Source organism: Salipiger abyssi, assembly GCF_017311415.1.
GTDB classification, from domain to species: Bacteria; Pseudomonadota; Alphaproteobacteria; order Rhodobacterales; family Rhodobacteraceae; genus Salipiger; species Salipiger abyssi_A.
The window spans coordinates 63,983-78,767 of the sequence record NZ_JAEKIS010000021.1 but is presented as its reverse complement, the minus strand read 5'-3'; the positions used below and the strand labels follow the sequence as shown (position 1 = coordinate 78,767).

6 protein-coding genes are annotated in these 14,785 nt (G+C 66.1%); 3 read left to right on the top strand and 3 right to left on the bottom strand.

All coding sequences use genetic code 11. From position 1 onward, the window contains the following. On the top strand, positions 1–3,616 hold a 3,616-nt coding region (locus I6N89_RS21335; protein WP_207020442.1), incomplete at its 5' end, for a DUF4214 domain-containing protein. Between the two features lie 97 nt (positions 3,617–3,713). After that, positions 3,714–4,445, top strand: a complete 732-nt coding sequence (locus tag I6N89_RS21330; RefSeq protein WP_207020441.1) for a sulfotransferase family 2 domain-containing protein — start codon at positions 3,714–3,716, stop codon at positions 4,443–4,445. A gap of 9 nt (positions 4,446–4,454) precedes the next feature. Here I6N89_RS21330 and I6N89_RS21325 read toward each other — a convergent pair whose 3' ends face one another. Continuing rightward, on the bottom strand, positions 4,455–6,929 hold the full coding sequence (locus I6N89_RS21325; RefSeq protein WP_207020440.1) for a DUF4214 domain-containing protein: 2,475 nt from the start codon (positions 6,927–6,929) through the stop codon (positions 4,455–4,457). Positions 6,930–7,217: 288 nt separating this feature from the next. Between I6N89_RS21325 and I6N89_RS21320 the strand changes: the two genes are divergently transcribed. Next, positions 7,218–7,886 (top strand): hypothetical protein, encoded by a 669-nt coding sequence (locus I6N89_RS21320; RefSeq protein ID WP_207020439.1) that lies wholly within the window; start codon positions 7,218–7,220, stop codon positions 7,884–7,886. A 57-nt stretch (positions 7,887–7,943) separates the two neighbouring features. Here the strand turns inward: I6N89_RS21320 and I6N89_RS21315 are convergent, their stop codons facing one another. Next, positions 7,944–10,334, bottom strand: coding sequence for a DUF4214 domain-containing protein (locus I6N89_RS21315; protein WP_207020438.1), 2,391 nt, complete (start codon positions 10,332–10,334; stop codon positions 7,944–7,946). 200 nt (positions 10,335–10,534) lie between these two features. Beyond that, entirely contained in the window at positions 10,535–14,605 is a 4,071-nt protein-coding gene (locus I6N89_RS21310) for a Calx-beta domain-containing protein (protein ID WP_207020437.1), read from the bottom strand. Positions 14,606–14,785: the final 180 nt, after the last annotated feature.

Below are 14,785 nucleotides of genomic sequence, written 5' to 3'. Positions count from 1 at the left end.
GGGCACCACGACCCATAGCGGCACCGATGTGGACTGGTACCGTTTCGACAGCCTGTCGGGCGAGATCAACGTCACGATGAACACGCTGCCGCAGGCGAACGGCGAGATGCAGAACCTCAATATCGCGCTCTTCGATGCCGCCGGCAACGCGGTGCGCGCGGGGCAGGGCGACGCCACGAGCGAGTCGCTGAGCCATCTCGTCGCGACCGAGGGCACCTATTACCTGCGGGTGCTGTCCGCGCTCTATCCCGACGGCGCGCCGAACGGCTTCACCCTGGATTACGAGCTCGAGCTGGACCTGCCCGAGGAGCAGGTCTCCGACGGCAACGACACGCAGGCCACCGCCGAGCTGCTGGCCGCGGGCACCACGACCCATAGCGGCACCGATGTGGACTGGTACCGTTTCGACAGCCTGTCGGGCGAGATCAACGTCACGATGAACACGCTGCCGCAGGCGAACGGCGAGATGCAGAACCTCAATATCGCGCTCTTCGATGCCGCCGGCAACGCGGTGCGCGCGGGGCAGGGCAATGCCACGAGCGAGTCGCTGAGCTACATCGCACCGACCGACGGCACCTATTACCTGCGGGTTCTGTCGGCGCTCTATCCCGGCGGCGCGCCGAACGGCTTCACCCTGGATTACGAGCTCGAGCTGGACCTGCCCGAAGAGCAGCCCACCGATGGCAACGACACCCGCGCCGCCGCCGACCTGGTCGAGACCGGCAGCTACAGGGTCAGCGGCACCGATGTGGACTGGTACCGGATCGAGACCGGCCCGGGCCTGATGGAATTCATGATGACCGCCCAGGAGCTGGCGGATGGCAGCGTGCAGGATCTCAACATGATCCTCTACGATTCCGAGGGGACCGGACTGCGCGCCAACCTCGCCGACGGGCCGGTCGAGGCCTTCTCCTACACCGCCCTGACCGAGGGCACCTATTACCTGCGCGTCAACTGGGCCCGCTACGCGGCCGGCACGCCCAACGGGCTGACCATGGAATACCAGCTCGATCTGGATCTGCCGGAAGGCACCTGGGCGAAAGCGCTGGATTTCGGTCCGATCCGGGCCTCCTCGGTGGCGGCCTACGATATCGACAAGGACGGCCGCGACGAGATCTTCGTGGGCACCAGCAAGAGCATCGACTCCGAGGGCAACGAGGTGCGCCCCGCGGGCTTCATCGCGATGAAGCCCGACGGCCGGGTGATCTGGTCGCAGACCTTCGCCGCCAGCCCGGGCGTGGATGTGGCGACCGGCAAAACCTATCAGACCAGCTCGGTCAGCACCGCCCCCACCTTCTCCGATCTCGACGATGACGGCTCGATGGATATCGTCGTCGGCGTGGGCGCCGATAACGGCCGCGACGAGTTCGGCGTGATCGGCCAGCCCGGCGACATGGGCGGGGTCTATGCGCTGAACGCCGACGGGTCGGTCAAGTGGTTCTTCCAGACCCGCGACAGCTTTGGCGACGATGGCCGCTCCGAAGGGCTTTATGCCGCGCCGCGGGTCTTCGACATCGATGCGGACGGGGTACGCGAGGTGATCATCACCTCATGGGATCACTATCTCTACGTCCTCGACGGCCGGACCGGCGCGCTGGAACGTGAGGCCAACCTGCACGACACCGCCGGGGCGGTTCCGAACCTGGCCGATGTGGACAATGACGGGCTCTACGAACTGGTGGTGGCGTCGGACATCTCCGCCAACGCGCAGGCCGGCATCGACACCCAGGGCGGGCTTTTGCAGGTGCTGTCCAATTACGGCATTCCCAACGTACCGGGCTGGGCGGACCAGATCGGCGAGACCACCTCGGCCAGTTTCCGCGGCAAGTTCGAAGAGCAGTCGCTCTGGAGCTCGCCGCAGATCGTGGATCTCGACCGGGACGGCACCGTCGAGATCGTGCAGGGCACCGGCGATTACTTCAAGGACGAGCGCGGCCAGTACATCAAGGTCTGGAACGCCGACGGCTCGCTGCGGTTCGAACGCGCGACCCACGGCCGGGTGCTGGCGGCGCCGCTTATCGCCGATCTCGACGGCAATGGCAGCTCGGAGATCATCGCGGTCACGACCGACGGCTTCGTGCATGCGTGGAATGCCGGCGGCGTGCAGCTCTTCGCGACCAAGCCGATGCCCGTGGGCAGCGACGACACCGGCAGCCTACAGATCGTGCGCTCGCCCGTGGCAGTCGACATCAATAACGACGGCAAGCTCGAGATCCTGGTCTCGATCGGCAACCAGATGCTGGCGCTCAACAGCAACGGCAAGCAGGTCGCCGGCCATGACGAGGCCGAGCGGGTGTTCAACACCTATGCCGGCTCGCCCCTGGTCAAGGATGTCGACGACGACGGCGCGCTCGACCTGATCTCCGGCGGCACGCTCGACGGCGAACAGGCGGTGGTCTTCCGCTTCGAGAACCCCTTCGAGGTGCAGTCCGACACGTTCCGGACCGCAGCCTATCAGGGCAACCAGTCGCTCAACTATATCCGCGATTTCGTCGACCGCTTCTATGAGACGATCCTCGGCCGCGACGCGGATCCCTCGGGCAGCAACAACTGGACGGACCGGCTCTATGCCGGGGTGCGCACCGGCGCCGATGTGGCGCGCGGCTTCATCTTCAGCCCGGAATTCACCGGCCGGCGGACCTCCAACATGGAATTCGTCGAGACGCTCTATCATGCCTTCTTCGACCGCGAGCCCAATGCCAAGGGGCTGGAGAACTGGACCGCGCGACTCGATGGCGGCATGAGCCGCGCCGACGTGCTGGAAGGCTTTATCGGCAGCCAGGAATTCGCCAACCTCGCCAGCTCCTACGGCATCCGGGCCGACAGCAGCTACGGTGCGGCCCAGGATGAGGCGGTGATCGTGGGCGATGCAGACGACGCCAACACCCTGCGCGCCGGCGACGGCAACAGCGTGATCTACGACGAGGGCAATCGGGTCGAGGATACCAACCCCGACAAGACCGCGGCCGAACAGGTCTTCCGACTCTATGGCGCAACCCTCGGGCGGACCCCCGACGCCAGGGGCTTCGAGAACAACGTGGGCAATGTGATGAACCGGTCGTTGCAGGGGGTTGCCGGCAACTTCGTCAACAGCGCCGAGTTCCAGCGCACCTATGGCGATCTCGACGACGAGGGCTTCGTCACGCTGCTCTATCAGAACGTGCTGGGCCGCGATCCCGACGCCAAGGGGCTGGAGAACTGGGCGACCCGGCTCGAGGATGGCGTCATGACCCGGGCGCAGGTGGTGCTCGGCTTCTCGGAATCCACCGAGTACAAGAACAACACCGAAGCGGCGATGGATTACTTCATGCGCTCGGCGAACCTGCTCTGGACCGACGTGATCGAGGGCGGCGCCGGCAACGATACGGCGAATGGCGGCTTCGGCGCCGACATCTTCGTGTTCCGCGCCGATCAGACGGGCAACGATGTGATCCACGGCTTCGAACCCTGGGACGAGCTGCAACTGTCCGGCTTCGGGTTCGAAACGCCTTCGGATGCCATGGCGCGTATGAGCCGCTCGGGCAACGATGTGGTCTTCAGCCATCGCGGCCAGACCATCACCTTCGTCGATACGAAGATGAGCGAAATGGACCGGGTGCGCTACAACCTGTCGTAAGACCGGGCGTGCGCCCCGTATGGACAGTGCGGCGGTGATGTTCTAACCCTCTCCCCCGCCCGCTTCGGCGGGCGGGAGACATTCTGAGAGGTTCGATTTGCGGGTCGCATTGTTTCATATCCCCAAGACCGGGGGCACCTCGCTGCACGATTTTCTGAGCACGCACTTTCCGGCGCCCGATATCTGCCCCGAAAGGTTCCGCTCCTTCGGCCGGTTCAGCCCGGAGCAGCTGGCGGCGTATCGGTATTTCTCGGCCCATATGGATTTCGCGACGTTACAGAGCCTGCCCGGGCCGCTCTATACGATCACCATCATGCGCGAGCCGAAGGCGCGGATCATCTCGCTCTATTATTTCTGGCGCTCGCATAGCGACGAGACCATCGAAAAGCTCAATCTCGCCGGGCCGCGGTTGGCCAAGCAGCTGGGGCTGCTGGAATTCCTCAAGACCCAGGCCCATGGCATCCCGGGCAGCATCAACAACACCTATGTGCGCACGCTGCTCGGCCACAGCTGGTCCGGCCAGCGCGGCCAGCTCCTGCTGAACGATGGCGAGGCGCTGCGGGTGGCGATGCGCAACCTGCTGACCATCGACACGGTGGGCTTTGTCGAGGATATGCCCGGGCTCTTCACCGAAGTCTGCCAGCGTCTGTCGGTGCCGCTGCCCGACCCGCTGCCCTGGGCGCGCTCCTCTAAGGAGTTCGGCCTGACCGAGGGATCGGAGCGGGTCGAGCCCGAGGAGATCACCCCCGAGATCGACGCGCGGCTCGATCACCTCACCCGGCTCGACCGCATCCTTTACGAAAACGCCCGGCGCATGTTCCTGCGCTGAGGCGACCGGTCAGACCAGCAGCATGTCGTCGGCGATCTCGTTCAGGCGGGTGTCGGCAAAGGTGATCTCGACACCCTGGTCGGCAAAGACCACATCGGTGCCGCTCCGGGTCATATGGGCGCGGGCATCGGCGGCGCTATCGTAGCCGAACCCGTCCAGCATCAGGTAATCCCAGGCCTCCAGATCCAGCACCCGGTGGCTGCCGCCCTCGTCCTGCGCGAACTCGAAGACATCCGCAAAGAGCCCGCCGGCCAGCGTGTTGTCGCCGGTGCCGCCGATCAGCCAGTCGTGATAGCCATCGCCGGCGCCGTGGTCGAGGCCGCGCATCCAGTCCTTGAGGTCGTCGGCGGTGCCGGCGACGAACTCGCCGCTCTGGGCGAAGCCGCGCACCACCTGGGCGCGGGACATGCCGTCGTCGAGCCGCGCGGTCCAGTTGCCGAGCCCCTGGGCGTCGGGGTCGCGGTCGAGCACGTTGCGATAGAGCAGGGTGACGAAGCCCTCATTGTCGAGCGCGCCGTAGGTGGCCTGGAATTCCGGGCTGCGCACGAAACTGTCGGTCACGCTTTCCGGATCGGCGCCCTCGGCCAGCCGGCCGGTCCAGTTGGTGAAGCCCCTGAGATCGGGATCGCGGTCGAGCGTCGCGCGGTAGAGCCGGTAGACATCGTCGCTCCAGCCCGCCTGCGAGCTGGCCTCGCCGAAGGCGCGGGCGTCGGCGGCGGTGCTGTCGGTGAACTCGCCGCTCTGGGCGAAGCCGCGCACCACCTGGGCGCGGGACATGCCGTCGTCGAGCCGCGCGGTCCAGTTGCCGAGCCCCTGGGCATCGGGGTCGCGATCCAGCACGTTGCGATAGAGCAGGGTGACGAAGCCCTCATTGTCGAGCGCGCCGTAGGTGGCGCGGAATTCCGGGCTTTTGACGAACCCGTCGGTGACCTGCAACAGGCTGCGTTCGCCGGTATAGAGCCGCTCCGTCCAGTTGGCGAGGCCGGAGGCGTTGGGCGCGCGGTCGAGGGTCGCCTGATACAGCCGGAACACCGTCGCGGCCTCTTCCGGCGCATAGCTCGGGTCGAACCCGTCCCCCAGAAGAAGGTCGTCCCCGCCACGACCGTCAAGGCTCTCCGCGGAAAGGCTGCCGGAGAGACGGTCGCCGAATTCCCGGGTGCCGCGCACGGATTCGATATTGCTGACGGTCTGGCTGAAGCTCTCTTCGCGCCAGGCCCCGGTGGCGGTGCCGTCGGCCAGATCCACCGTCACCGCGGTGCTGGCGCCATGCTGATCGTAGCGCAGCATGTCCCAGCCGGCGCCGCCATCGACCGTGTCATTGCCGCTCAGCGGAATGAAACGCTCCATATCGGCGCTGCCGGTCAGGATGTCGGTATGTGCGGTGCCCCGGATTTCCAGCCGGCCGGGCACATAGCTTTCCCCCGTCTGCCCGTCGAGCGTCGTGGCCCGGACGATCGTATCCGTGCCGCCGAACCCGTCCTCCGAAACGATGCCGGTTTCGAGATTGACCCGAATGCCCCGCGCGGCGGAGGTGCCGGAATTGTCCTCGCGGTAGTCGAGGCGGACGGTTCCCTCCGAGGCGCCGATATTGAAACTGTCGTCCCCCCGGCCCCCGGTTGCCGACATCCAGCCGTCATCGCTGACGGTGAGGTCGAACCTGTCGTTCGAGGCGGTGCCGTTCAGCCCCAGCCCGTCGGCCTCCATCGCGGTGACCGGGTCGATGATTTCGGTGACGCCGTTGCCGCCGGTCTTGGTGATCCTGGCGCTGTTGCCATGCCCGTCGATTTCGAAGATCAGCCGGTTGCCCGAGCCGACCATGTCCTCATGGGCGACCTGGAGGAAACCGTCTTCCATCAGATCGGTGTCGACTTCGTCGTCGCCGGTGCCGGGATCCACGTAATCCACGCCGACATCGCTGTCGCCGGGCATGAGGTAATCGTCGCCCGGGCCGCCGTAGAGCGAGTCTTCGCCCCACATGCCCAGCAGAGAGTCGTTGCCGTTGCCGCCGCGCAGCAGGTCGTTCCCGTCGCCGCTGATGATCCCGTCTGCCGTGTCGGCGCCGAGATAGGTCACCGGCGCGGTGACATTGTCGAGGAAGAAGAAGTTCCGCATCGTCGAGGGGGTGGCGTCCACGGTGATCGGCGCCCGGTCGAGCAGCGCCATGAGCGCGGCGTCCTCCCCGAAGAACATCAGTTCGTCCATCGCCGAGACGAATTCGTTCAGCGGCCAGTCAATATCGGTCATGGTGGCCGTCAGACGGCCGGAATCGTCGCGGATCTCAATACGGCTCAGCGTACCGGCGATCTGGGGATCGGCGCTCAGGCCGCTGCCGATGAGGGTGGTGCGATAGCCGGTCGTCGGGTTGGAGATCACGATCCGGGTGCTGGTGCTGCTGATCAGATCCGGCTCGAACCCGTCGGTGTCGCTGTTGTAAAAGGCGTCGTCGAGAAAATCGTTTTCATTGCCGTAATATGTTAAAAGCATTCGTATCTGTCCGTCTTTTTCTGTGTGCAGTGCCATTCCCCCCGGTATGGCCTCCTCCGGCGCCGGGGCGGGAACCGAATGTTCCTCCAGCGCCGAGAAGACCTGTAAACCTCAATGAATTCAAGCAAAAGGTTCATTTCACCGCGCTTGGAAACCCTGCCCGGCCGGCTGTGGATCGACTTCGGCGCGCGGAGCTTTTATGAAGGCGCTTGTCGGCGCCGGCGGCTCCTGCTCTATGGCGCCCATCGCAGTGATACCGGATTTGACCGAACGGAGCCGAGCGGCCGCATGCTTTTGAGCCACGAAAAGAAATTCATCTACATGAAGACCATCAAGACCGCCGGCACGTCGGTCGAGGTGGCGCTGGAACCCTATTGCAAGCCGCCGGCGGCACAGATCGCCCATGACACCGACGAGCATGTCTCGGATTACGGCATCGTCGGCAAGCGCGGCACGGGGCAGGGGGAGGCGTATTACAACCACATGCCCGCCGCGCAGGTCCGCCAGAAGATCGGCGCGGAGATCTGGGAGCGCTACACCAAGCTCTGCGTGATCCGGAATCCCTTCGACAAGGTCGTCTCCTATTTCTGGATGCAATGCGCCCCGACCCTGCGCAAGGAGATCGCGGAGCGCGAGTTCTCCTTTGCCCGCGAGGTGTTCCGCCACTGGATGCTGGTCAAGCCGGCACTGCCCAACGACCGCAACGTCTATTGCCTGGCGGGGGAGCCGGCGCTCGACCGCTATCTGCGCTACGAGACCCTGGAACAGGATTATGCCGTGCTGTGCCGCGATCTGGATCTGGAGCAGGAGACGCTGCCGCGGCTCAAATCCGGGCCGCGGCTGTTCAAGGAACACGGTTACCGGGATTACTATACGCGGGATGTGGCGGGTGTTGTTCTGCGGAGCTATGACCGTGAATTCGGCTGGTTCGGCTATGCCGAGGACAGCTGGCGCTGAGCTCCGGCAAGAGGGCGCGGTTCCCCGCGCCCCCTGCGGCATGCGGATCCGGGCCGGTCAGACCAGCAGCATGTCGTTGGCGATCTCGTTCAGGCGGGTGTCGGCAAAGGTGATCTCGACGCCCTGGTCGGCAAAGACCACATCGGTGCCGCTCCGGGTCATATGGGCGCGGGCATCGGCGGCGCTATCGTAGCCGAACCCGTCCAGCATCAGGTAATCCCAGGCCTCCAGATCCAGCACCCGGTGGCTGCCGCCCTCGTCCTGCGCGAACTCGAAGACATCCGCAAAGAGCCCGCCGGCCAGCGTGTTGTCGCCGGTGCCGCCGATCAGCCAGTCGTGATAGCCATCGCCGGCGCCGTGGTCGAGGCCGCGCATCCAGTCCTTGAGGTCGTCGGCGGTGCCGGCGACGAACTCGCCGCTCTGGGCGAAGCCGCGCACCACCTGGGCGCGGGACATGCCGTCGTCGAGCCGCGCGGTCCAGTTGCCGAGCCCCTGGGCGTCGGGGTCGCGGTCGAGCACGTTGCGATAGAGCAGGGTGACGAAGCCCTCATTGTCGAGCGCGCCGTAGGTGGCCTGGAATTCCGGGCTGCGCACGAAACTGTCGGTCACGCTTTCCGGATCGGCGCCCTCGGCCAGCCGGCCGGTCCAGTTGGTGAAGCCCCTGAGATCGGGATCGCGGTCGAGCGTCGCGCGGTAGAGCCGGTAGACATCGTCGCTCCAGCCCGCCTGCGAGCTGGCCTCGCCGAAGGCGCGGGCGTCGGCGGCGGTGCTGTCGGTGAACTCGCCGCTCTGGGCGAAGCCGCGCACCACCTGGGCGCGGGACATGCCGTCGTCGAGCCGCGCGGTCCAGTTGCCGAGCCCCTGGGCATCGGGGTCGCGATCCAGCACGTTGCGATAGAGCAGGGTGACGAAGCCCTCATTGTCGAGCGCGCCGTAGGTGGCGCGGAATTCCGGGCTTTTGACGAACCCGTCGGTGACCTGCAACAGGCTGCGTTCGCCGGTATAGAGCCGCTCCGTCCAGTTGGCGAGGCCGGAGGCGTTGGGCGCGCGGTCGAGGGTCGCCTGATACAGCCGGAACACCGTCGCGGCCTCTTCCGGCGCATAGCTCGGGTCGAACCCGTCCCCCAGAAGAAGGTCGTCCCCGCCACGACCGTCAAGGCTCTCCGCGGAAAGGCTGCCGGAGAGACGGTCGGGATCCTCGCTGCCTTCCAGCAATATGCCATGGGGGCCGTTGCCGGTCCCGCCACCCTCGCCCACCGTCAGGAACTGGCCGACCAGCTCCGAGGGTACGGAGCTGACGCTCATGCCGGTGTCGTTCCAGCCGACAAAGAGCCGCCCGTCGGCCATTTCGACGACGAAGGGATGTGCCTGGGCGCCGGAGGTTTCGGGATAGAGGACGGCCTCGTCGCCCAGCGGGCTCAGGTCGGCGGCGAAGGCACGCACCCGGATCTCCAGCCGGGTGAGCAGCCCGTCGCCCACGAATTGCGCCCAGGTCACCGCAAAGCCGCCCGAGGCCAGCCCGGTGACATCCACATGCACATTGTTTTGCGCGTCGATGGTGAAAGGGGTCTGGCTGACCGCGATATTGCGGATCGTGCTACCGGGGGGCGAGTCGTAATTGTCGTAATTCGAGGCGTCCTGCACCCGCGCCACCACCTGATAGCCGTCCGGGCCGGAGACCACGCCGACGGTGGCGTAGCGGTCACCGGTCATCTTGGCCATCGCGGTTTCGAACTGCTGGGCGTAGTAGGTGTCCTGGTTGCTGACGCTGGTCGCGTTCAGCGCGCCGGGGCTGGCCGCGCTGTATCTGCTGATCGTGCCGTCGCTTTTCCACAGGTCCACATCCGAGACATAGCGGATATGGCCGTTGTCGAGCACAACCAGCGAAGAGAGCCGTTCGCCGAAGAAGGAGGCGACGTTGAAATCATCGTCCACGGGGGAGCCGTCGGCGTTGAAATAGCGGCCGAAATTCTCGGCGCGGTCGTCGTTCCAGATCGCCAGGAAACCGCCATCGGGGGTGGCGGCGATCTGCGGGATGCGCTGTTCGCCGTCCATGGTGGTGGCGAGCAGGATCTCGTCGCTCACCGCCGCGCCGGCGGGGGAGAAGATACGCGCCCGCGCATCGGTGCCGGTGCTGCCGAACGGCATGTCGGTCCAGGCAATCACCACATTGCCGTTGTTCAGCACGGTGACCTCGGGATCCTGCTGGTAGAAGAGTTCGGTGGTGTTGACCTGGAAGGCGTCGCCGCGCGGGCTGCCGTCGGGGGCAAAGACCCGCCCCAGAACCGCCGTGGCCGAAACGTCGCTTCCCGGACCGGGGAAGAGATCGCTGACGGTATTGGTCCAGACCACGAAGAGATCGCCGTTGTTCAGCAGCACGGCCTCGCCCTGCGCGCCGCCGACCCCTGCCGCGCCGAGAGCAAAGGGCGCGTCATCAAGTGTTAACATATTTTCCTCCCGAAAATGCGGAAATGATCAAACAGGATATCAGTAGACCAAGGCGATCCGTTCGCGCCAGATCTAAGCGCGGGCAGGGGCATTTTTCCCGCCGCCGGGTGGCCGCGATCGCGAGATCGCGACACGCGACCGGCCGCGCAGAGCGTGCCGCGGCGGCGCTGTGACTTGGGGGGTAGCGGGGGGCCGGAGCCTCAGACGAGGACGGTCATGTCGTCGAAGGTTTCCATATCGGCGCGCATGAAGACGACCGATACGCCCTGATCGGCAAAGATCACGTCCGTGTCGGTCTCGCGCATATGCGACAGGGCCTCCGCCGCATCGGCATAGCCGAAGCCGGTCAGGCTCAGCGTGTCCCAGGCATCGATCTGCAACACCCGGTCGCGGCCCTTGTCCGTCGCGTCGAAATGGAATTCGTCCGCCAGTAGGCCGCCGGAGATCAGATCGTCTCCCGCGCCGCCCTCGAAACGGTCGCCCTCGGTCGCCGCCATATAGTCGCGGAACGGCGTTGCCGTCTTGTCGATGAATTCCGCGCTCTGGGCAAAGCCCTTGACGACCTCTTCCCGGCTCATGCCGTTCTCGAGCCGCGCCGTCCAGTTGTTCAGCCCGCGGCTGTCGGGGGCCCGGTCGAGCACGTTGTTGTAGAGCAGCGTGACGAAGCCCCGGTTGGCCACTTCGCCGTAGGTGTTCTGGAATTCCTGGGAATCCACGAAGCCCGAGACCACCGAGAGGAAATCCATCCCCTCGCCGAGCCGCGTGGACCAGTTCAGCAGGCCGTCGAGATTGGGCGCGCGGTCCAGCGTCGCCTGGTAGAGGCGGAACACGTCGTCGGCCCAGGGCGAAGCCACCCCCGCCGCGACATAGGCGCTGGCATCGGCGAGGGTGTTTTCCATGAATTCGGGGCTTTGCGCGAAACCGCGCACCACCTGCTCGCGCGAGGTGCCGCTGTCGAGCCGGGCGACCCAGTTCGCCAGGCCGTTCGTATCCGCTTCGCGGTCGAGCACGTTGCGATAGAGTTGCTGCACGAACCCGGTATTGTTCAGCGCGCCGTAGCTGGCCTGGAACTCGGGCGAATTCACGAAGCCGCCGATGACGTCGAGCAGCGGCACCGAGCCGTCGTCGAGCCGCGCCGTCCAGTTGTCGAAACCCGCCGTATCGGGGGCCCGGTCGAGGGTCGCCTGATAGAGCCGGTAGACCTGCGCCCCGGTCTCGGTGGAGACATCCTCGACATCGCCGCCGATCAGCAGGTCGTCCCCGGACTGACCGTTCAGGCTGTCGCGCCCCTCGCCGCCGATGACGGTATCGGCGCCGGCGCCGGCAAGCACGGTGTCGTCGCCTTCCAGCCCGCGATAGAGGTCGTTTCCGGCCAGCAGGTCGATCCGGTCGTCGCCCGCCGTGCCGGTCAGCACGTCGTCCTCGGGGCTGGGCAGCAGCGGGCCGGGCCGGATATAGACGACCGTATCGGCCACAGAGCCGCTATAGGGCGTGCCCGCGACCGGTTCGAGCGAGAGGGTGAAGGCCTCCGTGCTCTCGACCTGCGAGTCTCCCAGCACGGCGACCGAGATCGTCGCCACGCTCTGGCCCCCGACAAAGCTGACCCGGCTGTCCAGCAGCCGGTAGTCGCGCCCCTCCAGCGCGGTCTGGTCGATGGCCTCGACCGTGAAGCTGAGCGGATCGCTGGCCGGCGAGGACAGCTCGACCGGGATCTCGTAGACGAAGGAGGCGACCCCGTGTTCGCGCAGCACCGTCGGCGCGACGCTGGCGATGCGGTTCAGCCCGACGCCGTCATTGTCGAGAATGGTGCCCGCCACCGTCACCGAGGGCGCGCCGTCGGCGAGGACGGCATTGGTGGCGTTGGAGAACTCCATATAGATGATCTCGTCACGCTCGTCGGTGTAATCGCTCTCGGTATAGATCACCACGGTCTGCGTGGTCTGGCCGGGCTCGAAGGTCAGCGTGTTCGCGTTGCGGCTCGAGGTGAAGCCGTAATCGAGATCGTTCTCTTCCGCGGTGCCCGCCAGCGGCTTGTAATCCACCGTCACCGCATCGTCCGACGGCTCGGACAGGGTGAGCGTGTAGAGCAGCGCGTCGCCCTCGATGGCCTCCGCCGTGCCGACCGTGATCACCGGGCCGGATGCGGTGTCGTCGTCGCGGATCACCGCCTCCGCCTCGACGGTCTCCACGTTCAGATAGGGAACGGCCGAGGCATCGACGGAGAGGCCGAAGCGCTCGGTGAACTCCGCCTCGGTATCGCCATGGACCGGCACGCGCACGGTCTTGACCTCCTCGCCCACGGCAAAGCTGATCGTGCCGGAGCGTTCCTCGTAATCCTCGCCGGCCCGGGCGGTGATGTCTCGGGTGCCGAAGCTCAGCAGAATGGCCTCGGGGGCCGGCTGCGACAGACGGATTTCGAACACCGCCTCCTTGCTGCCGCTGTCGCCTTCGACCAGTGTGGCGCCGGAGACGAAGAGCGTCCTATTGCCCCCGACCCCGTCATTGTCGTGCTGCACACCGACCGCCTGAAGCTGATCCTCGCCGCCGGCGAACGCGGCATTTTCCGAGAGGTTGAAGAGCCGCAGCAAGAGGCTCTCGTCACGCTCGTCGGCATAGTCGAACTGGGTATGGATCGTCACCGTCTTGGCGGTCTCGCCCGGTGCGAAGGTCAGCGTGTTCCAGTTGCGGCTGGAGGTGAGGTCGTACTCGAGATCGTCCGCGTTCGCAGTGCCCGGCACGCTCCGATAGGTCATCGAGACCTCGTCCTCGCTGGGCTCGGAGAGGGTCACGGTGTAGAGCAGCGCATTGCCCTCGGTCGCCTGTGCCGCCGAGATCGAGACCACCGGCTGCGGCGCGGTGTCGTCGTCGCGGATCACCGCCTCGCCGGCCAGCCCGGCGGTGTCGAGGCTGATCCCGTTCGGGGCGTCGACCACCAGCGCGAAACTTTCGGTCGCCTCGGGGTCGGTGTCGCCATAGACCGGCACGCGCACGGTCTTGACCTCTTCGCCCGCGGCGAAGGACAGCCCGCCCAGCGTTTCCTCGTAATCCTCGCCGGCGGTGGCCGAGATGTCGCGGGTGCGGTAGCTGACGCTGAAGGCCTCGGCCGCCGGTTGCGACAGGCGGATCTCGAACACCGCCTCCCTGCTGCCGCTGTCGCCCTCGACCAGCACGGCATCGGAGACGAAGAGCGCCAGATCGCTGCCGGTCTCGTCGTTGTCGTGGATGATCCCCGTTCCGGTCAGGCTTTGCCCGCCGCCGGCGAAACCGGCATTTTCCGAAAGGTTGAAGAGCCGCAGCAAGAGGCTCTCGTCGCGCTCGTCGGCATAGTCGCTCTCGGTATAGATCACCACCGTCTTCGAGGTCTCGCCCGGCGCGAAGGTCAGCGTGTCCCAGTTGCGGCTGGAGGTGAGCCCGTAATCGAGATCGGTATCCGCCGCGGTGCCCGGCAGCGCGCGGTAGGTCATGCTCACCGCGTCGAAGGTCGGTTCGGAAAGGGTCACGGTGTAGATCAGCGCATTGCCCTCGGTCGCCTGTGCCGCCGAGATTGAGACCACCGGCTGCGGCGCGGTGTCGTCGTCGCGGATCACCGCCTCGCCGGCCAGCCCGGCACTGTCGAGGCTGGGGCTGCCCGGCTCGGTGACCACGAGGGCGAAACGCTCTGTGATTTCGGGATCGGTGTCGCCATAGACCGGCACATTGACCGTCTTGACCCGGTCGCCCACCGCGAAACGGACGCTGCCGGTCCAGTCGGCATAATCCTCGCCCGCGGTGGCCGAGATGTCGCGGGTGTGGTAGCTGACGCTGAAGCTTTCCTCGGCCGGCCGGGACAGCAACAGTTCGAACTGCGCGGTCTTGACGCCGCTGTCGCCTTCGACGAGCTCCGCATCCGAGACCATCAGCGCCAGGTTGCTGCCCGCCCCGTCATTGTCGAGAATGACCCCCATGGCGCGCAGCGTATCCTCGCCGCCGGCGAAATCGGCATTTTCCGTGAGCCCGGAGAGCCGCAGCACGATATGCTCGTCGCGCTCGTCGGCATAGTCGCTCTCGGTATGGATCGTCACCGTCTTCGAGGTCTCGCCCGGCGCGAAGGTCAGCGTGTCCCAGTTGCGGCTGGAGGTGAGCCCGTAATCGAGATCGGTATCCGTCGCGGTGCCCGGCAGCGCGCGGTAGGTCATGCTCACCGCGTCGACGGCGGCTTCGTCCAGGGTGACGGTGAAATTGAGGGCGTCGCCTTCGGTCGCGGTTGCGGAACTGATGGAAATAACTGGCATGGGAAACTCCTCCTGAAAAAAACCACGTGCGAAGGGCAGGCGAAACGCGACAGACCGGACGACTGGATTGAAAGCGGGTTGCTTGAACGATTGGGAGGAAGGGAGCAGATTTACCTAATAGGGGCAAGGCCCTTTGTGCCGTGCCCGCCCCCGGTAGGGCCGCGGGGCGGGGAGTGCCGC

Coding starts and splice junctions, on each gene's coding strand:
- I6N89_RS21310 (WP_207020437.1), bottom strand. CDS start 14,605: ATGCCAGTTATTTCCATCAGTTCCGCAACCGCGACCGAAGGCGACGCC.
- I6N89_RS21325 (WP_207020440.1), bottom strand. CDS start 6,929: ATGCTTTTAACATATTACGGCAATGAAAACGATTTTCTCGACGACGCC.
- I6N89_RS21320 (WP_207020439.1), top strand. CDS start 7,218: ATGCTTTTGAGCCACGAAAAGAAATTCATCTACATGAAGACCATCAAG.
- I6N89_RS21315 (WP_207020438.1), bottom strand. CDS start 10,334: ATGTTAACACTTGATGACGCGCCCTTTGCTCTCGGCGCGGCAGGGGTC.